This window comes from Sphingomonas endolithica (genome assembly GCF_025231525.1).
GTDB lineage: Bacteria > Pseudomonadota > Alphaproteobacteria > Sphingomonadales > Sphingomonadaceae > Sphingomonas > Sphingomonas endolithica.
The window spans coordinates 1,618,941-1,642,694 of sequence record NZ_CP103057.1 but is presented as its reverse complement, the minus strand read 5'-3'; the positions used below and the strand labels follow the sequence as shown (position 1 = coordinate 1,642,694).

At 67.0% G+C, this 23,754-nt stretch carries 28 protein-coding genes; 14 read left to right on the top strand and 14 right to left on the bottom strand.

Translation table 11 applies throughout. The annotated features are described in order from the left end of the window. Nucleotides 1-126: 126 nt before the first annotated feature. The 5 genes from NV382_RS07800 to NV382_RS07780 all read right to left on the bottom strand — a co-directional run bounded on the left by NV382_RS07800 (nucleotide 127) and on the right by NV382_RS07780 (nucleotide 4,483). Nucleotides 127-447: a DoxX family protein gene (locus NV382_RS07800; protein ID WP_260599941.1), complete on the bottom strand. Its 321-nt coding sequence runs from the start codon at nucleotides 445-447 to the stop codon at nucleotides 127-129. Between the two features lie 50 nt (nucleotides 448-497). Continuing rightward, on the bottom strand, nucleotides 498-1,388 hold the full coding sequence (locus tag NV382_RS07795) for an NAD-dependent epimerase/dehydratase family protein (RefSeq protein ID WP_260599940.1): 891 nt from the start codon (nucleotides 1,386-1,388) through the stop codon (nucleotides 498-500). A 100-nt stretch (nucleotides 1,389-1,488) separates the two neighbouring features. Next, nucleotides 1,489-2,397: a LysR family transcriptional regulator gene (locus NV382_RS07790; protein ID WP_260599939.1), complete on the bottom strand. Its 909-nt coding sequence runs from the start codon at nucleotides 2,395-2,397 to the stop codon at nucleotides 1,489-1,491. Nucleotides 2,398-2,651: 254 nt separating this feature from the next. Then, nucleotides 2,652-2,993, bottom strand: coding sequence for a hypothetical protein (locus NV382_RS07785; protein WP_260599938.1), 342 nt, complete (start codon nucleotides 2,991-2,993; stop codon nucleotides 2,652-2,654). A 5-nt stretch (nucleotides 2,994-2,998) separates the two neighbouring features. After that, nucleotides 2,999-4,483, bottom strand: a complete 1,485-nt coding sequence (locus NV382_RS07780; protein WP_260600346.1) for a L,D-transpeptidase family protein — start codon at nucleotides 4,481-4,483, stop codon at nucleotides 2,999-3,001. A gap of 193 nt (nucleotides 4,484-4,676) precedes the next feature. Here NV382_RS07780 and NV382_RS07775 point away from each other — a divergent pair, with 193 nt between their 5' ends. Continuing rightward, nucleotides 4,677-5,774: an extracellular catalytic domain type 1 short-chain-length polyhydroxyalkanoate depolymerase gene (locus NV382_RS07775; RefSeq protein ID WP_260599937.1), complete on the top strand. Its 1,098-nt coding sequence runs from the start codon at nucleotides 4,677-4,679 to the stop codon at nucleotides 5,772-5,774. 85 nt (nucleotides 5,775-5,859) lie between these two features. Here the strand turns inward: NV382_RS07775 and NV382_RS07770 are convergent, their stop codons facing one another. Beyond that, nucleotides 5,860-6,411: a PRC-barrel domain-containing protein gene (locus tag NV382_RS07770; protein WP_260599936.1), complete on the bottom strand. Its 552-nt coding sequence runs from the start codon at nucleotides 6,409-6,411 to the stop codon at nucleotides 5,860-5,862. A 179-nt stretch (nucleotides 6,412-6,590) separates the two neighbouring features. On the opposite strand from NV382_RS07770, the gene NV382_RS07765 reads away from it, so the two are divergent. From NV382_RS07765 to NV382_RS07755, 3 genes are all read left to right on the top strand, one after another. Continuing rightward, on the top strand, nucleotides 6,591-6,746 hold the full coding sequence (locus NV382_RS07765) for a hypothetical protein (RefSeq protein WP_260599935.1): 156 nt from the start codon (nucleotides 6,591-6,593) through the stop codon (nucleotides 6,744-6,746). Between the two features lie 33 nt (nucleotides 6,747-6,779). Then, entirely contained in the window at nucleotides 6,780-7,088 is a 309-nt protein-coding gene (locus NV382_RS07760) for a hypothetical protein (protein ID WP_260599934.1), read from the top strand. A 71-nt stretch (nucleotides 7,089-7,159) separates the two neighbouring features. Beyond that, nucleotides 7,160-8,815 (top strand): hypothetical protein, encoded by a 1,656-nt coding sequence (locus tag NV382_RS07755; RefSeq protein WP_260599933.1) that lies wholly within the window; start codon nucleotides 7,160-7,162, stop codon nucleotides 8,813-8,815. Between the two features lie 89 nt (nucleotides 8,816-8,904). Here the strand turns inward: NV382_RS07755 and NV382_RS07750 are convergent, their stop codons facing one another. Next, nucleotides 8,905-10,071 (bottom strand): alpha-hydroxy-acid oxidizing protein, encoded by a 1,167-nt coding sequence (locus NV382_RS07750; protein WP_260599932.1) that lies wholly within the window; start codon nucleotides 10,069-10,071, stop codon nucleotides 8,905-8,907. Between the two features lie 134 nt (nucleotides 10,072-10,205). Between NV382_RS07750 and NV382_RS07745 the strand changes: the two genes are divergently transcribed. Then, nucleotides 10,206-10,370, top strand: coding sequence for a hypothetical protein (locus NV382_RS07745; RefSeq protein ID WP_260599931.1), 165 nt, complete (start codon nucleotides 10,206-10,208; stop codon nucleotides 10,368-10,370). A 156-nt stretch (nucleotides 10,371-10,526) separates the two neighbouring features. On the opposite strand, the gene NV382_RS07740 is transcribed toward NV382_RS07745, so the two are convergent. The 4 genes from NV382_RS07740 to NV382_RS07725 are packed head-to-tail and all read right to left on the bottom strand — an operon-like array spanning nucleotide 10,527 to nucleotide 13,527. After that, nucleotides 10,527-11,501: an FAD:protein FMN transferase gene (locus NV382_RS07740; RefSeq protein WP_260599930.1), complete on the bottom strand. Its 975-nt coding sequence runs from the start codon at nucleotides 11,499-11,501 to the stop codon at nucleotides 10,527-10,529. A 5-nt stretch (nucleotides 11,502-11,506) separates the two neighbouring features. Then, entirely contained in the window at nucleotides 11,507-12,367 is an 861-nt protein-coding gene (locus tag NV382_RS07735) for a DUF4198 domain-containing protein (protein ID WP_260599929.1), read from the bottom strand. Between the two features lie 17 nt (nucleotides 12,368-12,384). After that, complete coding sequence (locus NV382_RS07730) at nucleotides 12,385-12,870, bottom strand: DUF2271 domain-containing protein (RefSeq protein ID WP_260599928.1); 486 nt, start codon at nucleotides 12,868-12,870, stop codon at nucleotides 12,385-12,387. Between the two features lie 12 nt (nucleotides 12,871-12,882). Further along, nucleotides 12,883-13,527, bottom strand: a complete 645-nt coding sequence (locus NV382_RS07725) for a PepSY-associated TM helix domain-containing protein (protein ID WP_260600345.1) — start codon at nucleotides 13,525-13,527, stop codon at nucleotides 12,883-12,885. Nucleotides 13,528-13,647: 120 nt separating this feature from the next. Between NV382_RS07725 and NV382_RS07720 the strand changes: the two genes are divergently transcribed. After that, on the top strand, nucleotides 13,648-13,836 hold the full coding sequence (locus NV382_RS07720) for a hypothetical protein (RefSeq protein WP_260599927.1): 189 nt from the start codon (nucleotides 13,648-13,650) through the stop codon (nucleotides 13,834-13,836). A gap of 79 nt (nucleotides 13,837-13,915) precedes the next feature. Further along, nucleotides 13,916-14,194 carry a CsbD family protein gene (locus NV382_RS07715; RefSeq protein WP_260599926.1) on the top strand — a complete coding sequence of 93 codons (279 nt, stop codon included), beginning with the start codon at nucleotides 13,916-13,918 and terminating at the stop codon, nucleotides 14,192-14,194. Nucleotides 14,195-14,233: 39 nt separating this feature from the next. Here NV382_RS07715 and NV382_RS07710 read toward each other — a convergent pair whose 3' ends face one another. Then, nucleotides 14,234-14,602 carry a ribonuclease HI gene (locus tag NV382_RS07710; RefSeq protein ID WP_260599925.1) on the bottom strand — a complete coding sequence of 123 codons (369 nt, stop codon included), beginning with the start codon at nucleotides 14,600-14,602 and terminating at the stop codon, nucleotides 14,234-14,236. A gap of 155 nt (nucleotides 14,603-14,757) precedes the next feature. On the opposite strand from NV382_RS07710, the gene NV382_RS07705 reads away from it, so the two are divergent. From NV382_RS07705 to NV382_RS07690, 4 genes are all read left to right on the top strand, one after another. Continuing rightward, nucleotides 14,758-17,004 (top strand): beta-glucosidase, encoded by a 2,247-nt coding sequence (locus NV382_RS07705; protein ID WP_260599924.1) that lies wholly within the window; start codon nucleotides 14,758-14,760, stop codon nucleotides 17,002-17,004. A gap of 84 nt (nucleotides 17,005-17,088) precedes the next feature. After that, nucleotides 17,089-17,496, top strand: coding sequence for a (R)-mandelonitrile lyase (locus NV382_RS07700; RefSeq protein ID WP_260599923.1), 408 nt, complete (start codon nucleotides 17,089-17,091; stop codon nucleotides 17,494-17,496). 91 nt (nucleotides 17,497-17,587) lie between these two features. Then, on the top strand, nucleotides 17,588-18,079 hold the full coding sequence (locus tag NV382_RS07695) for an OsmC family protein (RefSeq protein ID WP_260599922.1): 492 nt from the start codon (nucleotides 17,588-17,590) through the stop codon (nucleotides 18,077-18,079). 64 nt (nucleotides 18,080-18,143) lie between these two features. Continuing rightward, nucleotides 18,144-19,355: an MFS transporter gene (locus NV382_RS07690; RefSeq protein ID WP_260599921.1), complete on the top strand. Its 1,212-nt coding sequence runs from the start codon at nucleotides 18,144-18,146 to the stop codon at nucleotides 19,353-19,355. Nucleotides 19,356-19,412: 57 nt separating this feature from the next. On the opposite strand, the gene NV382_RS07685 is transcribed toward NV382_RS07690, so the two are convergent. Continuing rightward, the gene (locus NV382_RS07685) at nucleotides 19,413-19,646 is read right to left on the bottom strand and encodes a hypothetical protein (protein WP_260599920.1); all 234 of its coding nucleotides are present in this window, start codon (nucleotides 19,644-19,646) and stop codon (nucleotides 19,413-19,415) included. Nucleotides 19,647-19,792: 146 nt separating this feature from the next. Here NV382_RS07685 and NV382_RS07680 point away from each other — a divergent pair, with 146 nt between their 5' ends. The 3 genes from NV382_RS07680 (at nucleotide 19,793) to NV382_RS07670 (ending at nucleotide 23,045) form a co-directional block, all read left to right on the top strand. Beyond that, nucleotides 19,793-20,533, top strand: a complete 741-nt coding sequence (locus NV382_RS07680; RefSeq protein WP_260599919.1) for a response regulator transcription factor — start codon at nucleotides 19,793-19,795, stop codon at nucleotides 20,531-20,533. Beyond that, a complete protein-coding gene (locus tag NV382_RS07675; RefSeq protein WP_260599918.1) occupies nucleotides 20,530-21,843 on the top strand; it encodes an ATP-binding protein in 1,314 nt (437 codons plus the stop codon). The genes NV382_RS07680 and NV382_RS07675 overlap by 4 nt, the downstream gene beginning before the upstream one ends. 344 nt (nucleotides 21,844-22,187) lie before the next feature. Further along, nucleotides 22,188-23,045: a TorF family putative porin gene (locus NV382_RS07670; RefSeq protein ID WP_260599917.1), complete on the top strand. Its 858-nt coding sequence runs from the start codon at nucleotides 22,188-22,190 to the stop codon at nucleotides 23,043-23,045. 36 nt (nucleotides 23,046-23,081) lie between these two features. Here NV382_RS07670 and NV382_RS07665 read toward each other — a convergent pair whose 3' ends face one another. Next, on the bottom strand, nucleotides 23,082-23,714 hold the full coding sequence (locus NV382_RS07665) for a TetR/AcrR family transcriptional regulator (RefSeq protein WP_260599916.1): 633 nt from the start codon (nucleotides 23,712-23,714) through the stop codon (nucleotides 23,082-23,084). Between the last annotated feature and the right edge of the window lie 40 nt (nucleotides 23,715-23,754).

Sequence of the window (23,754 nt, the reverse complement as noted above, 5' to 3'; positions counted from 1 at the left end):
CCAACTCCGAGCGGCACTATGGGGAACGAGCAACAGATCGCGGGAAAGCGGAACCCCAAGACAGCCGCCATCGCCATCGGCGGAGAGGCTTCCCGCCATGGTCCGTCTGTAAGGTCGCTCGGTGGATCAGGACGTTGCCGCCGCAAGCACGAGCAACGCCGCAAAGATGCCGAGCGGTGCTGTATGCGAGAACTCGCGGCGACGCAGGATCGTGACGACGGCAACAGTAATGATCACGGCGCCGACCGCCATTCCGATGTTCCGGCCGGCGGGAAAAGCGATCAGCGCCGCAGCCACGATTTCGATGGCTCCGGTCACGCGACACCACCAACGCGGGTATCCCCACCGGGCGAAGTCATCCTGCGTGGCGCGCGTACCGATCGCATTGAACAGCCCTGCGCCGACAAAGGCGGCAACGAGCAACCAGACAGCGATACTGTGCAGCATTCTAACACTCCTTCAACGTTTGGCGGCGACGGGCAGGCTGCAGTTCAATGCTAGGCGGCTGCCACACCGTAGGAGCGCAGTTCGTCGACAATCGAGTGCCGGTGCGGGCGCCAGCCAAGCTCACGTTCGGCCAGTTCGCCCGAAACCCGCTGATCGCAGGCGATCGCGTCCGCGAAGCTCCCGAGCGCCTGGCGTGCCTCCTCCAGCGGCCATGCCGCCACCCGGCCCTCGGTGCCCGCGCCGTCGCTCGCGGCGCGCGCGATCTCGATCAGCGGGATAGCCGCACCGTGTGCGCCGTTGAAGATCGAGGCTGCCGGCGCCTTTTCGAGTGCCAGCAAATAAAGGTCGGCGAGATCATCGGCATGCACGCACGTCCAGCGGTTCTGCCCATTGCCGACGTACCGCGCAGCACCATGCTCCTGAGCGGAGCGGTACATCATCATCGTGGTCCAGGCGTGGCCGCCATAGACCCAGGCCGGACGGACGATGATCGCGTGAACGCCCTCGGCGGCGGCGCCTAGGATCTCCGCTTCGAGCGCCTGACGAAAGCGCACCAGTTCGAGCGGTTTCAGCGGGCTGTCCTCGGTGGCGGGCGTGTCGCCGGTGGCGCCATATAGGAAACAGCCGCTGGTATAGAGAAAGCGCTTGGACGTGCCGCGCAGCGCACCGATCATCGCGCGGGTTGCCGTTTCGTCATAAGCCGCGCTGTTCTGATCATTGGGCGACGCGGCGTGAACGACCGCGTCGACACCCCGGACCGCGTCGGCAATGCTTGCCGTATTTTCCAGGTCGCCGTGGATCGCCTGATAGCCCATGTCGGCGAGCTTGGCCGCACTCGCGTCCGAACGCGCAAGCCCCGCGACGTCATGCCCCGCCGCTGCCAGCCGGCGTGCGACCGCGCCGCCGATCAATCCCGTTGCACCAGTTACCAATACCCGCATGTCAGCACCTCATTGCTTCTGTGCAGCGACATAGAGCGGAACGGCGGCCCCACGTGAAATCGCGAGAAGTGATACGGCGTCATCGGCTTGGCCGATGCTGTCAGACCGTGGCAGCGATCCCGGCGATGCAGTCGCGCAGCCAGACCGTGGCGGGGTGATCGTCCACCCGGCGATGCCACATCATTGCCAGCGGCCAGTCGGACAGCGCGATCGGTGGCTCATGTACGACAATGCCGAGATTGGCCGCAGCGAACCGCCGCGCGACGCGGGAGGCCAGCGTTGCGATGAGGTTGGTTTCTGCGACCACAAATGGCGCGACCAGGAACTGGGGCAGGCTAAGGACGACGCGGCGCTCCAGCCCCAGTGCGGCAAGCTTGCGGTCGACCAGCCCGGCGCGATCGCCCTCGGGCGACACCAGCAGATGAGGAGCACCCGCGAATGCCTCGAGGCCGGCGCCCTCCGCAAAGGCCGAGTGACCAGGCCGCGCGATGCACGCGAAGCTTTCCCGAAGCAGGGCGCGCGTGAGGATGCGCGCCGAGCCGTCGACGGGGACGCTGATCGCCAGGTTGGCCTCGCCACTGTCGAGAAGGTTGACGACTTCATCTTTGCCGAAGATGCCGCGCACCTGCACATCGAGGCGAGGAGCCTCGACCGCGAGCCTTGCCAGCAGCGGCGGCAACAAGACGAATGCGGCATAGTCAGTCATCGCGATTGTGACGATTTGAACGGCCGTCGCAGGATCGAAGCTATCATCCTGCAGGACGCCGCGCATGAGGCGGAGCGCAGCCGAGATCGGGCCGGCCAGGTCATCAGCATGCGGCGTCGGATGCATGCCTGTCGGCGACCGTACGAACAGCTCGTCGTCGAAAATCTCTCGAAGCCGGGTCAGCGCACCGCTCATTGCCGACTGGCTCAGTCCGATGCGATGGCCTGCGCGGGTGACGTGGCGCTCGGCATAAAGCGCGTCGAATGCCTTCAACAGGTTCAGATCAAAGCCGGCTACATCCATCGGACGATGATAGAGGATCAGGGGCAGCGTCGGAACCGACTAACGTGTTCTTAAAAGCGCCATGCTCTTCGGGAAGGGAGGAGGCGCCGCGCAGTGTCCGCTTTCGCTGCCTCCCTCGCCGAAAGTGGACGGTCGCCCCCACCGATGGCGACCTTCCGAAAGCATCGGACACGGCCCAGGTTAGCGCTAGTCGCGGTCGACGCCAGCCGCCTGTGTTGACGATCCAGCCTTCGATGGCAGTTTAAGCCCTGGAGCTACTTCTGCTCGACTTCCTCGTTCGCCGGTGCGTCCGACGGTTCGTCACGCGTCGCGCGCGCGGTCATCCCGGTCGCGGAGGCGTCGTCCAGCATCTGCTCGTCCGGCGGGGTGGCGGGTTCTGGGTCGGCGTCGGCAGTGGCGTTGATGTCCGTGGGCGGAGTCACGGCCGCGGCGCTCGGCTCCGGGGTGGGTTCCGGGGCACGGGACGGCGCTTCCTCAGCCGAGGGCGCAAGGTTTTCGACCGGGGCGGCGTCCGGCTCGCTCTTCGAGCAACCGCCGAGCATGGGCAGGAGGACAGCGGTAGCGAGGAGAAGGGCGCGGGTCGGTTTCATCGTCATCCTTTTCATCGTGCAGCAAGCGCCTGGCGGGCCGAGCGGGCTTCGATCTTCTTCGCCAACGTGCCGTCCCAATGATAGGGATCGTCGCGGAAGCTCACTTGGCCCCCGGCATTGGCGAATGCCGTCCAGTAGAGCAGGTAAACCGCCACCGGATCGGCCAGCTTGGCGCGCACCGTCTTCCCCTCGGTCACGGTGGCGTCGATCGTCTCCGGCGACCATTCCGGCGTGGTCTTCATCAGCAGCTTGGCAAGGTCGGCGGGCTTTTCCAGCCGGACGCAGCCGTGGCTCGCCAGGCGATCGAAGCGCGAGAACCCCGCCTGGGCCGGCGTATCGTGCAGATACACGGCAAAGGAATTGTCGAAGTCGAATTTGAAGCGGCCAAGCGCGCTCCGCTCCGACGATTGCTGCAGCCGCTTGCCGCCACCGGTATCGATAACGCGGAAGCCATTGCGCTTGAGATAGCCGGGATTGGCGCGTTCCTTGGGCCACAATTCGCGGTCGGCGATCGAGGAGGGCACGTTCCATGGCGGGTTCAGCACGATGCTGTGGATCTGCGACACCAGCATCGGGGTCTCGTCGCCCGGCCGGCCGGTCACCGCCTTCATCGACATGACGGGCGCGTCACCCTCGAACACGGTCAGCACGGCGGCGGCGATGTTCACCTGCACCCGGTTCTTCTCGAGTTCGGTCGGCAACCAGCGCCAGCGTTCCATGTTGGCCATGATCTGGCGCACGCGCGCCTCGACCGGCACGTTGAGCGCGGCGATCGTCTGCGCCCCGACCGTACCGGTCGGGTTGAGCCCATAGCGGCGCTGCGCGCGGCGGACTGCCTCGACCAGCGGCGTATCGAAGCGCTCGCCGGAGGCAGGCAATGCTGCATCCTCCAGCGCCAGGCGCTGACGCAGCGCGACGACGCGCGGCCCGGTCGCGCCGATCTTCAGGTCCGTGCCGGACGCGGTATCGCGCCAGCCGCCTTGCGCGGCGAGTGCCCGGTAGCGGGCAAGGCCGGCCACGAGCGTGTCATACCCGGCATAAGGTGGCGGCAGCGAGGCGATCCAGGCAGCGATCCGGTCGCGCCGCACCGCGTCGGCAAAAGCGGGCAGCGGATCGTAGGTTTGCGGCCTGATCCCCCAATCCTGCTGGAAGTCGCCAGTATCGAGCCGCCCGGAATGCACCGCGCGGGCATGATCGAGTGCGGTTCGGACCAGCGAATCGTGATCAAGGTCGGCGATTGGCGTTCCGCCACGCTCGCGCAGGCCCTGGGCGAGCGCATCGCGGTCGATCAGCGCGACGAGCTGCTGCGCCTGGGCGTCGCTCAGCTGCGGAAGCGCGGGTGCGGACGGAGGGGGCAGCGGGGTCGCCTGAGCCGCGGGCACTACGGGCGTCTCCTGGGCAAGGAGCGTCGAGGTCGAGAGCGGAGCTATGAGGGCTGCTGCCGGGAGCAGATACCGGCCGCCGCAAAGGATGAGGCGGCTTGCACTATGACGCATTTTCATGCCCGATCCTCTGCTCGCAATGTCCCGGCACGTCCAGCCTCTATCACGTGATCTTGGGTGGAGCAGCAAGGCCAGGGCCCGCATTGGCTGCCGCGACAACATTCTCTCGCGTGATAACATGCTGCGATGCAGCAAAAACATGGTATCGATCGTTGTCGAGCCAGTTCGTCCCTTTCTGAAAGCAGCTATGCGCCACCTTTCTGACACGATCGCCCGCCTGTCCGCCCGGCATGCCATGCCGCATGGCAGTGCTCCGGCGGCCACGCGGCTCGCTCCCTTGCCCGACTTCGGCAGCAATCCGGGGCAGCTCAAGGCATGGCGCTTTGTGCCGGAGAAGCTGCCCGCTGGAGCACCGCTGATCGTCGTCCTGCACGGCTGCACCCAGACCGCGGCTGGCTATGATCAGGGATCAGGCTGGTCCGACCTCGCCGAGCGCGAGGGCTTCGCGTTGCTATATCCCGAGCAGCAGCGCGCGAATAATCCCAATCTGTGCTTCAACTGGTTCGTGCCTGGCGACATCGCCCGTGACGGTGGAGAGGCGGAATCGATCCGCCAGATGGTGGCGCAGATGGTCGCCGACCTGGCGATCGATCCGGCGCGTATCTTCGTCACCGGCCTATCCGCCGGCGGGGCGATGACGTCGGTCATGCTGGCCACCTATCCCGAGGTGTTCGCTGGCGGTGCCGTGATCGCCGGGCTGCCCTTCGGCTGCGCGACGACCATGCCCGAGGCATTCGATAGGATGCGCGGACACGGAATCCCGGGCGATGCAGCGCTGGCCGGCCGCGTGCGCGGCGCTGCCGCGCATCAAGGCGAGTGGCCCTTGCTGTCGGTGTGGCACGGCAATGCGGACGCGACCGTGGCGCCGGCCAACATGGATGCGCTGGTCGGCCAGTGGCGAACGTTGCAGGATCTGCCAGCCGCGCCGACGGCCACCGAGCAGGTCGATGGCCACACCCGCCGCTTATGGTGCGATCGCGCAGGCAAGCCGCGTATCGAGGCATTCACGATCGCCGGCATGGGCCATGGCACGCCGATCGCGCCGCATGTCGGCGGCGGGGGCACCGCCATGCCGTACATGCTGGATGTCGGTATTTCCTCGACGGATCATATCGCCGCTTTCTGGGGTATCGCCGAGTTGCAGACATCGTCGCATGTCGGATCTCACCCGGCAGCGGCCGAGCCGGCGGTCGAGCGTCACGCGGCAAGCCCTTTTGCCGCGGTACCCGCTGGCGTTGCAAAGACCATCGACGATGCGCTGCGGTCTGCGGGCCTCGTGCGCTAAGTCGGGCTGACCACGGGCTGGTTCATCCCGCCCGTTCGTGTCGCGCGAAGTCGAGACACCGTCCCGGGCGCGGGTGTCTCGAGCCTCAATCACCTGCGGCGCGCGGCAGGTCGGTCAGCGCGGCCGCCGGTAGATCGGTATTCAGCGCCTTGTCGCCAACGCGGATGTTGCGCCAGGGCAAGCGGCGCAGCGTCTCGCCGACACCCGCCACGCCGCCTTCGCGCACGATGAGATAGTCGATCTGTCCCCCGGCGCAGGCTGCGAAAGCGTCCACGGCGTAGGCGACCACCTCCCCATCGGGCCCCACCACCGGCATGCCGTCCAGCGCGGCAAGCGAGAAAAGGTTCTCGCCGGCCCGGCGTTCGCTGAGCTTCTCCTCCGCCCGCGCCGCATCGCTGAAGCGGGTGCGGCGGCCGAGCCAGCGCCAGATGCCGAACAGGTCGACCAGCCCGAGAAAGATGTTCGACCACAGCAATTGCGTTTGGTCCGTCGTATAGCCGACGACGATCCAGGCCAATGCGCCGACGGTAAAGACGACGAAGCCCCAGCCGGTGATCCGCGCACCAAGGTTGGCGGCGGTCATCAACGCCGCGACGCATGTCGCCGCCAGCGCGATCCAGCCTGCAATGTCTGCCATATTCTTCTCCCCAGGTACGATGGCGGCTGAACGCCGCGCCGGCAGGTTCGATGCTCCGAGGGTGAAATCATTTCGGGTCGCCGCCGCCACGTTGGCCTGACCTTCCTTTCGCGCGCATTTTACGGCTGGCGGAGCCGGATCGTGGTACCGCGCGTTCGGGACGGGCAAAGGAGACTATCATGGCCGATCACAAGCCTTCCGAACCGACGCCGAACGACTTCAAGGATATTGCGGACAAGAGCCAGCAGGCGGGCATCGCCGACGAAGGCGCCGCTTATACAAAGGCGATCGAAAAGGATGAGGCTGAGGAAGCGAGCGAAGCGCACCCGAGCTGACGCCGCACATCCGTCAGCGCCAGAGTCTAAATCATGCCGCACGCCAGCAACGTTATCTACTGCACGGGGCCGGATAGCCCGCATGCGTTCGACATCGTGCCGTTGCAGCCGCGCAATGGGGCGCTCGACGCCACCTGCCCGGTCTGCCACGGTCACGGCCAGTGGAATGTGGAAATCGATCTGGTGAGCTTCCGCTGCAAGCGCGAGATCTGCGACCGGTGCCTGGGCGCAGGATGGGTCGAGTTGGGGAGCGACCCGGTGGCCGTGCCGGATATCGTGATGACGCCCGAGGGCCATCCACAATGGACCGTCCGCTATGTCTCGGATGAGAGCCTGACCTGAACGGGCGGCTCGCGCTACGCCGCCGGCTATGCCATGCGCTGCTCCAGCAGAACGGGCGGAGGGGTTAGGGGATGCTCGTTTACGGCGATCACGAATCTGAGATCGAGCCAGGCGCCTATGTCGCCGATCTGAAGCGGCGCGTGGTGGCCGGGGGAGGGATGACCGTCCCGGATTTTATTTCGGCTGCCGGCTTGGTGCAGGGCCTGGCCGACCACGATTTTCATGCCAGCGGCCAGGATGACGTCTCGATCGAGCTGGATGCACTGATGGCGATGCTTGTCGCCACCGCACGGCAGATCGGGAAACAGGGCAGCGCCGTCGAACTGCTTGCGCCGCTTGATAACATCGCCTGGCCGCCCAGCCTGACGGTGCGCCGGTGCGAGGGCTTTGCGTATTACGCGCTCTACCCGGAACTGTATCTGCAGGCCGCACAGGGCGTTCCGGCGGGTGCGGTGGTGATCGGGCTGCGCAGCATCGGCACGGCGCTCGCCGCGCTCGTCGCCTCCGTATGCGCCGCGCGAGACGTGTTCACGGTCCGGCCGACCGGCCACGTCTTCGGCCGTGATATCGCCGCGAGCGTAGCGTTGGAGGCGCGGGTACGCGACGCCCCGGCCTCGGTGACCTTCGCGATCGTCGACGAGGGACCGGGCCTGTCGGGTAGTTCGTTCGGCGGTACCGCCGATTGGCTGGAGCGGCTGGGCGTCGCCCGCGAGCGTATCCTGTTCCTCCCGGGGCATGGCGGGGATTTGGGGGCACAGGCCAGTCCCGAACATCGCACGCGATGGAACGATGCCCGCCGCCTCGTCGGCAGCATCGACGATCTGTTCGGCGTCCAGCAGGATTCGGGGCTTAGCAGCTGGTTCAGCGATCTGACGGGTCCGGCCACTGCACCGCTGCACGACATATCGGGCGGCGCCTGGCGCGCGGGGCGCGACATCCCCGCCGATCCAGGGCGCGAAGCGCGCAAGTTCGTGCTGCACGCGACGGGCGGCACCTTCCTACTGAAGTTCGCCGGGCTGGATCGCATAACCGAGGCAAAGTTCGCCCGCGCGCAGGCGCTATATGCCGCCGGCTTCTCGCCCGAGCCGCTGGCGCTACGCCGGGGCATGCTGTGCGAGCGGTGGGTCGCGCGGGAGGAACGGACGGATATGCCGCCGCTTGGCGCTTATCTCGCCTTTCGCGCGCAAGCATTCGCCGCGCCGGCGCAAGGCGCGTCGTTGGCGTCGCTGGTCAACATGGCTCGCTACAATATCGGGCAGGTGCTGGGCGCGGCGCGCGAGGCGCTGTTTACGGGGTACGCCGAGGCGGCGGCCGAGCTCCAGCCGGCGGTCCGCCCGATCCAGTGCGACGGGCGGCTGCAGCGCTGGGAATGGGTGCCGACGGCGGAGCGCTGGCTGAAGACCGACGCCGTCGACCATGCCGAGGCGCACGATCTCGTCGGCTGTCAGGATGTCGCCTGGGACGTGGCCGGGGCGATCATCGAATGGGAGCTAGGCGAAAACGAAGCGGCGACGCTGATCGCGCAGGTGATGGCGGGGCGCCCGGCGGCGGCAGAACTGACGGCGCTGATGATGCTCTGCTATCTGGGCTTCCAGATTGGTTGGTGGAGCTATGCGAGCGATGCGGCGGGCCTTGCGCAGCGAGACCGGTATGTCGCGCGCGTGGCGGCAATGCTGGCTGGCCAAGGAGTTCCCCGTCGCAGGCCGGGGTCCAGTCGCGGAACCTGAGCGAGAGCACGCCGCACTTCGTTACGACACCCTCTCCACCTGGTTCCCGGCCTCCGCCGGGGAGCAGCATGTGTCGGCCGTCCTCAAGCCTATAGCGCGATTCGCTGCGCCCCTGCCGCGCGAACGTCCGCGAGCGTCGGCATGCCGTTGACCGCCATCATCAGATCCGCCTCCGCCAGCACGCATTTCAGCACGTGCGCGGCACCGGCCGCACCATCCAGCGCGAGACCGTAAGCGAACGGCCGCCCCACGCCGACCGCGCGTGCGCCGAGCGCCAGTGCCTTCACCACGTCGCTGCCTGAGCGGATGCCGGAATCGAACAGCACGGGTGTGTCGCCGCATGCCGCCACTACGTCCGGCAGCAGATCGATCGCGGCGATCCCGCCATTTGCCTGCCGACCACCATGGTTGGAGCAAAAAATCGCGTCGGCGCCCAGATCGACGCCGCGCCAGGCATCATCGGGGTGGCAGATGCCTTTCAGCACGATCGGCAGGCTGGTAATCGACTTTAGCCAGGCGAGATCGTCCCAGGTCATGACATGCCCGAACAACCGGCTCCACAACGCGATCGTCTCCATGGGCGCGGTGGCCGGATCCTTGCCGAGCAGGCGGCGGAACACCGGGTCGGCCGTGTAATTGACCAGCACATGGCCGCGAAGCTGCGGGAAATTGCCGGTGTTGAGATCGCGCGGGCGCCAGCCGGTGATCCAGGTGTCGAGCGTGACGACGATCGCGCGGTAGCCGGCCGTCTCGGCGCGGCGAACCAGGCTTTCGGCCAGATCGCGGTCGCGAGGCGTATAGAGCTGGAAGAAGCCGGGCGTGCTGCCCAGATGCTGCGCCACATCCTCCAGCGTGTCGTTGCCGAGCGTGGATACCATCATCGGCACGCCGGTCGCCGCCGACGCCTGCGCCGCGGCGATGTCGCCATGCCCGTCCTGCGTGCAGATGCCGGTCACGCCGATCGGGCTCATGAAGATCGGGCTGTGATAGGTATGGCCGAACAGCTCTGTCGACAGATCGCGCGTGGTGCAATCGACCATCATGCGCGGCACCATGCCCCAATGGTGGAATGCCTCGGCATTCCGGTCCTGCGTCCATTCGTCGCCGCACCCGCCCTGCACATATGGCAGGACGAAGGGGGGCATTGCCGCCTCGGCGCGTTTGACGAGCGTGGCATAATCCACCGGCACTTTGGGCACGATGCCGCGCAGGCCCGCGCCGTATATCTCGTTCTGGTAACTGCCGAAATCGGTCATCCTCGGGCTCCATCGGCCGATCTGTGGCGGCTCTGGCGCCGGTGTAGCGCGGCGATGGCAGCGGCGCCAGCGGGCGGACGGAGCGCATCGCGGGCACGATCGTTGGTGGCGGATCAGCACAGGAGCCCGCAAGCATGTCCGACCAACCCCTCAACCCCGGCGACCAGGCCGCGCCCGGCACTCCCGGCACCGGCGAGAATAGCTGCCCGATCTGCCGCGGCACCGGTCAGGTGAATGGTGGCGAGTGCCAGAATTGCGGCGGCACGGGCGTGATCGTCGAAGGTATTGGCGGGGCTTGAGCGGCTGTTACGTTAAGAACTGGCTCTCTGCCGTCATCCCCGCGCAGGCGGGGATGCATATAAATTGACGCTGCGGATCTACCATTATGCTCGCCACTATGGATCCCCGCCTGCGCGGGGATGACTGGCGGCCGGCGTTTTGCGCCCGAGCGCCTCTCAATCTGCCAGCATTGCCGTCAGCGCTGCGGAAAGATGCTCCTGCACTTCGCCGCCTGCATCACACACGATACGCGCCGCAATCCCCAGCCGGTCAGCCATCACGATCCCCGCCGCTGGACCCGACACCGTCAGCGCGGTCGCCCAGGCATCGGCTTCCATCGCATTATCGTGCAGCACGCTGACCGATACGATCGCCGCTTCGGTCGGGTATCCGGTCCGCGGATCCAGATTATGGCAGCCGCGCCGGTAGTTGCCCGATGTCGCCACGGCCAGCCCGTGCAGCGCCACGCGTAGCGGCGGCAAGTGCATGCCCGGCGGCACCTCGAGGTCGACCCACCACGGATCGCCATCTGGACGTACCCCGAACCCGACCAGTTCGCCGCCGATCTCGACCAAAGCATGGCCGATACCAGCATCTCGCAGCAGCTGCGCCAGCGCATCCACCGCATGTCCCTTGGCGATCCCCGACAGATCGAGCGCCAAGCCGCCCGGCTGGCGCAGCCGCCGCGACGCAGGGTCGAAAGAAAGCCGCCGCCAGCCCGACAGTGCAGTCGCCCCCGCGATCGCCGCACGGTCAGGCGTCGGGGCAGGGCCGGGCGGGCCGAAGCCCCACAGGTCGACCAGCCGCCCGACCGCCGGATCGAACGCGCCGTCGCTCGCCGCCGCGATGCGCAAGGCCGCGGCCATGACATGCGCGAAATCGGGCGGCAGCGTCATCCACGTGCCCGCCGGCGCGCGGTTGAAGCGCGTCAGCAGCGACGTGCCGTCCCAGTGGCTCATTTCCGCGACCAGCCCGGCTAGCCGCACGTCGACCGCGCCGCGCAACGCCGCGACATCCACCGACGCTGCCCGTGCGAACAGGATGCGCCAGGTGGTGCCCATCGTCTCGCCATCGAGCGTGACGACCGGCAGCGTGGCATCCCGCCCGGCGATCGCCTGCGCCGACAGCGCTGGCGGCAACGCGATGCGCATGCCGATCAGGGCGTCAGCACCTCGAGCGTCGTGGTGTAGGACATGCGCCGCTCGGTCGCGCGCGGTGTCGTCGTCTTGCTGTCCGTCGTGGTGGCGTTCAGCCAGTACATGCCCGCCGTCGGCCAGGTGACCGTCAGCACGCCGTCCGCCCCGGTGGTCAGCTCCATGCCGCCTTCCTCGTTGCGATAGCGCTTTCCGCCGGGGATCACGCTCACCTTGATCCCGGCGGCCGGCTTGCCGTCGATCAGGAACCGGAACCGCGCTGCCTCACCCGCAACCAGTTCGTCCGGATGCGTCACCGGCGCGAATTCCAGCCCCTTGCCCGTAGGCTTGAAGACCTTGGTGGTCGGCTCGCCTGCGGTGACGTAGATCTCGTTGCGGCTCGACGTCTCGGTCAGCTTGACGTCGGTGGCGTTCGCCGGAATGTCCGCGACGGTCAGCGGTGGCTGGCGAACCGCGCCGGGCTGCCCACCCGCACCCGGCGGCGGACCGCCGCGACCACCGACCCGCTTCTCGACCCCGTCGACCTTGAAGCTGCCCATCACGCCCGACATCTGCGATCCGATCTTCCACGTGCCGGGCTTGTCGAGCTGCACGTCGAACACCGAACGATAGCGCCCGGTCGATCCGTTCTTCAGTTCGCCGGGCGTACCGTCCGGCTGCCACACCTTGATCGTCTCCAGCCGCCCGGGTTGGTGATCGAGGAAGAATAGATCGTTCGACACCGCGGCATCGACGGTTACCCAGCTATCGGTGCCGGAAAACACCGTGCCGGAGGGCAACAGCCACATGCGGTGCGCGGAAAGCCCGGCGGGAATCGACAGCAACGCGGCGGCGGTCAGCAGGCGGCGGGCGAGGGGGCTCATGACTTGGTCTCCTGGGATCAGCGGGAAAGCGTGACGGCGCCGAGTTCACCCTTGCCGGTGGCGCGGCCGGAAGTGTTGGGCACGTTCAGCGGCACGGTGACGAGCTCGCGCCCGCCCGTTTCGCGCGCCGCTTCCACGTTCAGCACATAGGCACCGGGCTTCAGGTCGGCGGGCAGCGCGATGCTGTACTGGCCGGGCGCGCGTGTCGCGCCGCTCACCCCGTTGGCGGGCAAGTTCAGGCTGCGACCGCCCTTGCGCCACCAGGCGCGCAGGTCGGCCAGCCATTTGGTGCCGGGCTCGTTGCCGCGCTTCTTGATGTCGTACCATACGGCGACGGTGCGCGCCGCGCCGCCGCCTGCCGGCTCGACCCACACCGCGACATACGGGCGGTGATATTCGGCGACGTTCAGGCGCGGTATCGTGACCGTCACCGTGCCCGCCATGGCCGGCGCCGCGATCACGCCAGCCAGTAGCGCGGAGGAAGAGAGGACGGCGTTACGCATGAGCGGGATCCTTCAATGGAGGAAGACGATGGCGATCAGCACCGGCAGCGCCAATCCCAAGGCGACCAGCGGCCAGGTCGATGGGCGATGCCGCGCGTGCAACTGCAGCAGTAGCAGTCCGGTCAGCGTGAACAGCACGCACGCAGCAGCGAAGATGTCGATGAACCAAAACCAGGCGGTGCCGGCGTTGCGCCCCTTGTGGAGATCGTTGAGGTAGGAAATCCAGCCGCGATCGGTCGTCTCGGCGCTGATCTTGCCACTTGCGCGATCGATGCTGACCCACGCATCCCCGCCCGGCCGGGGCAGCGCGACGTAAACCTCGCTATCGGACCATTCCCCGGCATTGCGGCTCGGATCGACACCGACGGTACGCGCCACGGCAGCGGCAACCGGCGCTGGCAACGGCGCGCCCGCCGCCGGCGCCTTGGGCAAGGTCGCCAGCAAAGGTGCCGGCAGCACGGCATCCTTGTCGACGACGACCGGCGTGGCACTGATCGACGCGGCATGGTTGAGCGTGATGCCCGTGATCGCGAACAGCAGCATTGCCGACAGCGATACCGCCGCGCTCACCCAATGCCAGGTGTGCAGCTGCTTCAGCCACCACCCGCGCCACTTGCGCTTCGGCTTCAGCCGCGAAGGGGCGGTGGTTTGCGAGATGGGATGCCCCGGACGACGTGATTGCCTGGGAGCACGCTAAAGCCGCTATTGCGAGGCATTGTCAATACGCGATGCATAAGAGCTTGGTCGTTCGCGCTATGCTCTGATATAGCGCTCGTCATGACCGTCATCGACACCTACCGCGCCAACGCGGCCGCGCAGCGCGAGGCTGCTGAAAAAACCAACCTGCCGAATCGGCGTGCCATGCATGAACGCTCGGCGCTCACCTGGGAAACCATGGCGATGAGCGCCGAGGCGACCGTCGGACGGGCGCTGGTCAACCAGGCGGCCAAGGCCGAACGCGGCTGAGCGACATTCAAGGTTGCTGATCGGCGGGAAAGAAACCGGCGGCAGCGCGTTACGGCCCCACATTACAAAGGGTCTAACCATGTCGCACACTCCTCCCGTTCCCGCCGGTAACCAGTCGCCTTTCCCGTTGCAGGAAGCGCCGCACAACAACACCGCTGCACCTGCTGCGGCATCCAGCGATGCTCAGCCGGCGGTTATTGCCAGTGCGCAGCAGGGCGTCACCGCGGCCCGCGACGCCATCGCGCCGTTGGCCACCAAAGCGACGACCTTTGCGCGCGAGCGGCCTTATGCCACAGCGGCCCTGGTCGGGACGATCGCTTTGGCCGTGTTCAACAGCCTGCGCGGTCGCCGCGGCTGATCAGGCGCGCGGCGTCCGTCGCCGCGCCACCTTTCTTGTTCAACCATGCAACCTCGCGAGCGCAATGCCCGCGAGGTTTTGCGTACGTTTGATGTAGCGAACGCGGGCGCCGGCCGGCACAAGCGCCTTGAAGGCCTGGAGATGCCGTAGCGCCGCGCCGCGGCATGGTGCCACCCCCGCCGCTTGGCGTATCACCGTCGCCGCATCGCCGAGCAGCACGAACGAGGCAGGCGCAAGCGATTGCGCAACCTTCAACGCTTCGATCAACGCAAGCCATTCGGCATCGAAGCTGGTGCCGGCGCCCCGATCGCGCACGATGTGCGTGCGCCCACGCGCCACCACGGCGATCTCCATCGCGCCGGGATTTGGGCGACAACCGCCATCGAAGAACACTTTCACCATTGGCATTTTCCAGGCGGTAGGTGGCAAAAGCGCGGCCCAACATACCGCCTAGTAGGTCCTCGTCGGCCAACTGATATATTGCACATCACGTAGATGCGCGCCGCGTGATATGCGATTGAGTACGCAACACGGCCAAGAAGCCGGAAACAAGGGAGACGAGGATGTCAAAGAGCCTATACGCAGCGTTGCTCGGCGCGACGATCATTGCCGGCTTGGGCGCTGGTGCATCCACTGCCCAGACACGGTCTGCCACAACAGAGGATGCACGCGCGCGCGCCAATACGATCGTTGCGCGGATGACGATCGATGAGAAGATCGCGCTGGTGCATGGACTGTTTCCGCCAATGGCGAAGGGCAAGTCGGCCAATGAGCTGATTCCCTCGGCCGGGCATATCGAAGGCATCCCGCGCCTGGGCGTGCCGTTGGTACGCGAAAGCGATGCGTCGCTCGGCGTTGCCAACCAGGTCGAGCAGCGCAAGGGCGATGTTGCTACGGCTCTGCCCTCTAGCCTCGCCACCGCCGCCAGTTTCGATCCCGAGATTGCGCGCGCAGGTGGGGCGATGATCGGCAGCGAGGCGCGCGCCAAGCGCTTCAACGTGCTGCTGGCCGGCGGGGTCAACCTGACGCGCGATCCGTGGAACGGACGTAATTTCGAATATCTGGGCGAGGACCCGCTGCTCGCGGGGCGGCTGGCGGGCGCGCATATCGCGGGCGTGCAATCGAACCGCATCGTCTCGACCGTCAAGCATTTCGCGCTCAACGCGCAGGAGACGGGACGTACCGTGCTCGACGGCAGGATCGACGAGGCGAGCTTCAGGATGAGCGACCTGCTCGCCTTCCAGATCGCGATCGAGACGGGGCGTCCCGGATCGGTGATGTGCGCCTATAACAAGGTCGGCGGCGATTGGGCGTGCGAGAACGAGCATTTGCTGACCGAGGTGCTGAAGCGTGACTGGGGCTATAAGGGCTGGGTGATGAGCGACTGGGGTGCGGTGCACTCCACCGCCAAGGCCGCCAATGCCGGCCTCGACCAGCAATCGGGCGAGGAACTCGACAAGGCACTGTATTTCGCTGCGCCGCTCAAGGCTGCGGTACAATCGGGCGCCGTGCGGGCGTCTCGGCTCGACGACATGGTGGCGCGTTATTTGACCGGGCTGATCGAGACCGGCGCGTACGACACGCCCGTGCCGACGGTTGCGCAGACGCCCAATTATGCGCAGAATGCGCTGGTTGCACAGCGCGCTGCCGAGGCCGGGATCGTCTTGCTCAAGAATGAGGGTGACCTGTTGCCGCTCGCGCGCACGGCCCGTCGCATCGTGGTGATCGGCGGCGACGCCGATGTTGGCGTGCTGTCGGGCGGTGGATCAAGCCAGGTGCGCGGCGTGGGCGGCGCGCCGATCGAAATTCCGCTCGCAACCGGCGGATCGGCATCGTTCGCGCGCATCACCTATCATGCCTCCTCGCCCGTCAAGGCGCTGAAGGCGGCGCTGCCCGGTGCGAGCGTCAGTTTCATGGATGGGCGCAATCTCAACGCCACGCTGGATGCGGCCAGGGCGGCGGACCTGGTGATCGTCTTCGCCACGCAGTGGACGACCGAGGCCGACGATGTTCACGACCTGCGCCTGCCCAACCAGCAGGACGCACTGATCACGGCGATCGCTGCGGTGCAGCCCAAGACGGTGGCGGTGCTGGAAACCGGCGGGCCGGTGCTGATGCCGTGGATCGGCAAGGTGCCTGCGGTGCTGCAGGCCTGGTATCCCGGGCAGCGCGGCGGGGAGGCGATCGCCAACATCCTGACCGGCAAGGTCAACCCGTCGGGCCGCCTGCCGATCACCTTCCCGGCAGCCGAGGCACAAGCGCCGCGCCCGCGCCCGGTCGGTCTCGACAGGATGACCGCGGCCGAGGCGCAGGCTGCGGCCGACCCGGGCGCGCCGAGCGCCGGCGCGCTGCAGAGCTTCCCGGTCGACTATGTCGAGGGCGCCGATGTCGGCTATCGCTGGTACGAGAAGAAGGGACGGCAGCCTTTGTTCCCGTTCGGGCACGGGCTTGGCTATACCAGTTTTGCCTATCGCAACCTGGCGGTGACCGGCGGCAAGGGGCTCAGCGTGTCGTTCGAAATGGTCAATACCGGCAAGCGCACGGGCGCGGACGTGCCGCAGGTGTATGTCGCGCGGGATGGCGCGAACACGCCCATGCGGCTGGCGGCGTTCACGCGCGTGACGCTGAAGCCCGGCGAGACGCGCCGCGTGACGCTCACCGCCGAGCCGCGGATCCTGGCGGACTATGACACGAGGCTGCCGGGCTGGCGCATCGCGGCGGGCACGTACCGCGTGGCGCTGGCGCGCGATGCGGCTGATCGTTCGCTGCTCGCCACCACGACGCTGGAGGCAGCGACCATGAAGCCCTGAGGTCGCGAGATCGACTTTCGCGGAACAACGCTGGCGCAGCGGCACTTAGCTACCATCCACCGCCGACGTCATGGAGCAGCAAGCATGGAGATCACCCGCGCGGGATCGCAGCCGTCGAACAAGGGACCGGCGGCCTATTTTACCGGCACCGTCCGCATCGATGCGCCGTTCAGCGGTAGCGGTGGGTTGAGCGGCGCCACCGTGACGTTCGAGCCCGGTGCCCGCACCGCCTGGCATACGCATCCGCTGGGGCAGACGCTGCTCGTCACGGCCGGGTGCGGCCGCATCCAGCGCGCGGGTGGGCCGATCGAAACGATCCGGCCGGGCGACATCGTGTTCTTTGCGGCTGGGGAGCGGCACTGGCACGGTGCCAGCCCCGAAACGGCGATGACCCACATCGCCATTGCCGAGATGCAGGACGGCAAGGCGGTCGACTGGCTGGAGCAAGTGGCGGATGAGGATTATGCGGGAACCTCGCCTTCTTCATCGTGACGAGCACGGGAGTCGGGGAGGATCCTGATCGACGATGGCTTGGTCACCGGTTATCCACGGCGATCTCGCATCCGCTGACGGAGGTTCACGCATGCCGCTCGACAAACAGCATCGTTACGCCGTGCAGGTACGCTGGACGGGAAACACCGGCAGCGGAACGGCAAGCTATCGCGGCTATGAACGCGCCCACGACATTGCGGTGCCGGGCAAACCGGTCATTGCCGGGTCGTCCGATCCCGCCTTCCGCGGCGATGCGAGCCGGTGGAATCCCGAGGAAATGTTGGTCGCGTCGCTCGCCGCCTGCCACAAGCTCTGGTATTTGGGGCTCTGCGCTCAGCGCGGCATTGTCGTCATGACCTACGTGGACGATGCGGAGGGCTGCATGGTCGAGGAATCCGGCGGTGCCGGCCAGTTCGTATCCGTAACGCTGCGCCCGCGCGTCACGATTGCGGCCGGAGCGGACGCAGCAGTGGCTGCGGCGTTGCACGACCAGGCACACGCCATGTGCTTCATCGCCCGATCGGTGAACTTTCCTGTGACGCATGAGGCAACGATCGTGCAGGAGGCCGTCGCGCCCGCGTGAGCTGTACTGGCAGCCGGCCGATGCCGGTTGCCGCAGTCGCAGGGAGCGGGCACACCATTTGGCGATGGCCGATCCTGCTGCTTCCGCCCAAGTTCGGCCAACTCGCCGCTCGCCTTCCTTCCTGCTGATCTGTGCGCTGGCGCATGTTGGCGGGGTGATCGGCTATCTGCCGCTGCTCACGCTGCTGTTGCCGGTAAAGATCGGGGGGGTGGCGGGGGATGCGCGGATCGGCTTGTTCACGGCGACCGTCATTGCCGGCGCGCTGGCGGCAAGCGTGTCCAATATCCTGTTCGGCTGGCTCAGCGACCACATGGTGGCGCGGGGCGGGGGGCGTCGTGTGGTGCTGGCGGGGGGCGTGGGGGGCCTGGCCTTTGCCTATACCCTCGTCGCCATCGCGGCATCGCCGATCGCGATCGTGCTGGCGGTGGTCGCGTTCCAGGTTGTCGTGAACGCTGTGCTCGCGCCGTTATTCGCGATCATGGCCGACGAGATCCCCGATATGCAGAAGGGCGTGGCTGGTGGCTTGTTGCCGCTCGCCAACCCGCTGGCGTCGGCATTGTCGGCGCTGCTGGTAGGTTTGGCGTTTCTCGACGAGACATCGCGACTAGGGTTGGTCGTAGCGGCAGTGGCGGCATGCGTCGCGCCGTTGCTGCTCACCCGCGCGCGGCGGATCGCACCGGACGCCACCCTGGTGCTGCCGGGTGCCATGCTCCGCCGCGACATCGTGATTGCCTGGATCGCGCGGTTGCTGGTGCAGGTCGCCGGTAATGCGCTGTCGCTGTACCTGCTCTATTATTTCGAGAGCTTGGGGGCGGTCGCGACCGCCGACCTGCCGGCGCTGGTCGGACGGCTGCTGACCATCGCCTTTGTCCTGCCGCTGCCGATCGCACTTGCCGTCGGGCGCGTCTCCGACCTGCTCGGCCGCCGCAAGCCGTTCCTGCTGGCGGCGGCGATCGTCGCGGCGTCTGGGCTGGTCGGCATGGCGCTCGCGGCGGATTGGACTGCGGGCGCGATCGGCTTTTGCGTCTACACGACGGGATCGTCGGTGTTCGTCGCGCTACACTCGGCCTTTGCGATGCAATTCCTGCCCGATCCGCAGCATCGCGGGCGCGATCTCGGCTTCTACAATCTGACGAACACGCTGCCCGCGCTGCTTGGGCCGCTGCTCACCTGGTGGCTGGCGACACCGCGGTATTTCGATGCGGTGATGCTGGCGCTGGCCGGGCTGACGCTGTGCGGCGGGGTCGCCATGCTGGCGGTGCGCGGGCGGCGTTGAGCGTGCCGGTGCGTTGGTTCAGACGACGCCCGCAAGGGAACCGGGCGCCGCGTGATCTCAGTTGGCGGGCAGGGCGACGGCGCGTGCCGGCTTCGCCTGCTGTGCCAGTGCCGTTGCGGACGGGCAGCGTACGATTGGCGCATTGTGCACCATCTTGCCCGCCGGCGTATGCACTTGCTGGACCGTGCAGCCGCGCGCCTGCAACTGCTTGACCGTTCCGGTCGGGCGATCCGCGGCAAGAGCGGGCAGCGCGCAGGTGGCGGCAAGGGCAGTGGCGATGAAGAGACGCATGGGGTAAGCTCCTGATTATTGCCTGCGATCTAGGAGCTACCGGTTGCCCGAGCTTCGCGCCTCTGTGAGGAATTGTTGCTGCGTCGCCAGCGGGACGGGCGCGCGCGTTGACCGGCCTGGTGCGCAGACCTACCTGCCGATGCACGATGACGATTGATCCCGAACCCACGCCGCTGTCCGGCGCGCCGCTGATCGTGCTGGTCGAGGACGATCCCGCGATCCGCACGCTCACCACGCGCGCGCTGCAGCAGAACGGGTATGGCGTGCGCCCGGCTTCCTCCGCCCCGGAAATGTGGCGCGCGCTGGAGGCGGGGCCGGTCGATCTCGTGCTGCTCGACATCATGCTGCCGGGCACCAGCGGCATCGATCTGTGCCGTGCGCTGCGCCAGCAGAGCGACGTGCCGATCATCTTCGTCAGCGCCAAGGGCAGCGAGACCGACCGGGTGGTCGGGCTGGAGCTCGGCGCGGACGATTACATCGCCAAGCCGTTCGGCACGTCCGAGCTGATCGCCCGAATCCGCGCGGTGCTGCGTCGCGGTGCGCTGGATCGCCGGCATGGCCGTCCCGAGCAAGGGCTGCTCACCTTCGACGGCTGGCAGGTCAATCTGTCGCGGCGCGAGTTGAAGTCGCCTTCCGGCTCGCTCGTCGACGTGACCGGGGCGGAACTCGACCTGCTGGTCAGCCTGCTCGAACATAGCGGCCGGGTGGTCGCGCGCGAGCGGCTGATCGAGCTGTCGCGCACGCGCCTTGGCGACAGTTCGGACCGCAGCGTCGACGTGCTGGTCAGCCGGCTGCGCCGCAAATTGTCGCACGGCGAGACGCCAGCGCCGATCGTCACCGTGCGCGGTATCGGCTATATGCTCACCGCTGCCGTCACGCGCAGTTGAGACGGTTCGTCGCGCCGTCGATCGGCATTGCCGGCCGCATCGTCGCAGTCCTGTTGCTCACATTGCTGCTCGAATTCGGCGTCAGCACGTTGCTGTACGAACGCGCCAGCCGCTTTGCCGTGCGCGAGGACGAAGCGCATCGCCTGGCCGAGCATCTCGTCATCAGCCGCAAGCTGATCGCCGACGCGACACCCGCCGGGCGCGCGGCGGAAGCGGCGGAACTCACGACAGATCGCTATGCCCTACGCTGGCAGCAGGCCTTGCCGCCGCCGCCGCCGATCGCGCCGTCGCTCGACGGCATGCGCGAACAGATCGTGGCGTGGGAGCCATCGCTGTCCGCTGCCGATCTGCGCGTGCAACTCGTCTCGCCAGGACGCGGTCAGTACGTCACCGGGGGCTTGCGGCTGCGCGACGGCAGTTGGCTCTACTTTCGCACGCTGGAGCCGCTGGTCACCGTCAATCTCGCTATCGAGCGTATATTGTTGACGCTGATCCCGGCTGCGGCGCTGATGATCCTCGCCATCCTCGTCGTGCGGCGCATGCTGTTCCCGCTGCGGCGGCTGGCACAGGCCGCGGACCATTTCGGCAGCAGTGCGGCCATGGGCGCGGTGCCGGAAGCCGGGCCGGGGGACGTGCGCCGCGTCACGAGTGCGTTCAACCGGATGCAGCATCGCATCAGCCGGTTGATCGCCGATCAGGCGCAGGCGCTGGCGGCGGTCGGGCATGACATGCGCACGCCGCTCGCCCGGCTGAAGCTGCGCACCGACGCGATCCCTGACGCTGACTTGCGCCATGCGGTGGAAGGCGATGTCGCGGAAATGGAGGCGATGATCGCATCGCTGCTCGCCTTTCTGGGCGGCGACGACGATCCCGAACAGCCGGTACGCATCGATCTTGCCGTGATGTGCGAGACGATCATCGACAATCTTGGCGATGCCGGCCACGCCGCAAGCTATGAAGGGCCAGAGCATCTCGACATCGTCGTGCGGCCGATGGCGTTGAAGCGCGCGATCAACAATCTGACCGACAATGCCGCACATTATGGCGATCATGTCCGCCTGTGCGTCAGCCGCGATGCCGATACGGTCACCATCGCGGTCGAGGATGACGGCCCGGGCATTCCCGAGGAAGACCTGCCCCGTGTGCTGGAGCCGTTCGTCCGGCTGGATCACGCCCGCGGGCGCGATACGGTGGGCTTTGGTCTCGGCCTCGCAATCGTGGCACGGACGGTGGAGGCGCTCGGCGGCACGTTTCATTTGTCCAATCGCTCAGAGGGTGGGCTATGCGCGGCGATCACGCTGCCGGGGTAATTGCTGTTATCTTGCGGTGCGGCGCAGTCGGCCGAGCGCGGCATCTTTTCGCGCAAGTCCAGGTAGGTGCTGCCGAGACCGCTTACTCGGTCGGGATTACCGGTTGCCCATAGTCGGGGGCGGGCTGCTCGTCCGCGCTGTTTGGCTTCGAGGCTTGTCAACGGTTCGCCTTCGCCAACCCCTCGCAGCAACATCTCGTTACAAACCATCGCCCTTCCAGCAACATCTGTTGGCTAGCATAAGGTGTCCCTCCTGACCGTCGCCCTCTCTCCTCCCCCGAGAGAAGAGGTGGCGGCTTGGGGGATACGTAGGCAGGAACCTCGCCACATCTTCCGGGAGGTTTCATGAAATCGTCGCTCACCGCCATCGCTGCGGGCCTGCTCTGCCTCGCCGCGCCTGCCTTCGCTCAGGACGAGACGGCCCCGCCGCCCGACATCGCCGTCACCGGGTCGGTCGCCCTGGTTTCCGATTACCGCTTCCGCGGCGTGTCGCAATCGGACGAGGAGATCGCCGTGCAGGGCGGCCTGACCGTCACGCATGCCAGCGGACTGTATGCCGGAACGTGGGCATCTAATCTCGCCGGCTGGGGCACGTTTGGCGGCGCCAATCTCGAACTCGATCTGTATGCCGGGTACAAGGTGCCGGTCGGTGGCGGCAGTCTGGATGTCGGCGTGACGTGGTACATGTATCCCGGCGGCGCCGACGAGACCGATTTCTTGGAGCCCTATGCCAAGCTGAGCGGCACGATCGGGCCGCTGACGTTGCTCGCGGGCGTCGCATATGCGCCCAAGCAGCAGGCGCTCGGCAAATGGTCGTTCACCGGCACCAACGCGCAGGATGTGCTGGCCGGTGGCGCCTATGACGATTTCGGCGACAAGGAGGACAATCTGTATCTGTGGGGGGATGCGAGCGCCGGCGTGCCCACAACGCCGCTGACCGTCAAAGCGCATATCGGTTATTCGGACGGCAATGCCGGGCTTGGCCCCAACGGCACCAGCGTCGCGCCGACCGGCAAGTATTGGGACTGGATGCTGGGCGCGGACATGGCAATCAAGGGCACGCCGCTGACGGTCGGCGTCGCGTATGTCGATACCGATATCGGCCGGGGGCAATCCGCTTATCTGCTGCCCAACTTCTCGTCCGCTGAAGGCAAGTCGATTGCCGATGCGCAGGTCGTGTTCTCGGTGTCCGCAGCTTTCTGACATCCCGCGCGCACGTTGCTTCACGCAACGTGCGCGTCAGCCCCGTGGCGCGGCCGGGCCCCAAGCGCGCATGAACGTGTCGACCGCGGCATCGATATCGCGCGCCACCGACTCGGGTAGACCAAAGCCGGCAATACCGAGCAATCTTTCCTGCATGCAGCCGGACTGGATCATGCCCGAGAATTGCCGCGTGGCGATCATCGCATCGCCTGGGCGGAGCCTCCCGTCGGCCATGGCGGCGGTGATGAACGCGGCGAGCCGCGCCTTGCCACGCTTGGGGCCGCGTTCGTAGAAGATCGCGCCGAGTTCCGGAAAGCGTGCGGCCTCGCCGGTAATCAGGCGGTGCAGGGCGAGGATCTGGTCCGACAGGATCGTGGTCATCACGGCATGGCCGAAGCGTTGCAGCACGGGCGCCACCGGCTCGGACTCGTCCACCTGGATGCTGAGCGCCAGGCTGTAGCGCTCGACAATGCCGTCAATGACCGCTGCGAACAGATCCTGCTTGCTGGGGAAATAGGACCACAAGGTCGTCTTCGATCCGCCCACCTCGGCCGCGATCGAGGACATGGTCGTGTCGCCGTAGCCGCGCGTGAAGAAGGACTCGCGGGCCGCTTCGACAAAGGCCTGGCGGCGACCGGCGCGAACGTCGATCGCGATTGCACTGCCCATGGAAGCATCCTCTGTACTAACTGGTATCATTACGGTTGAC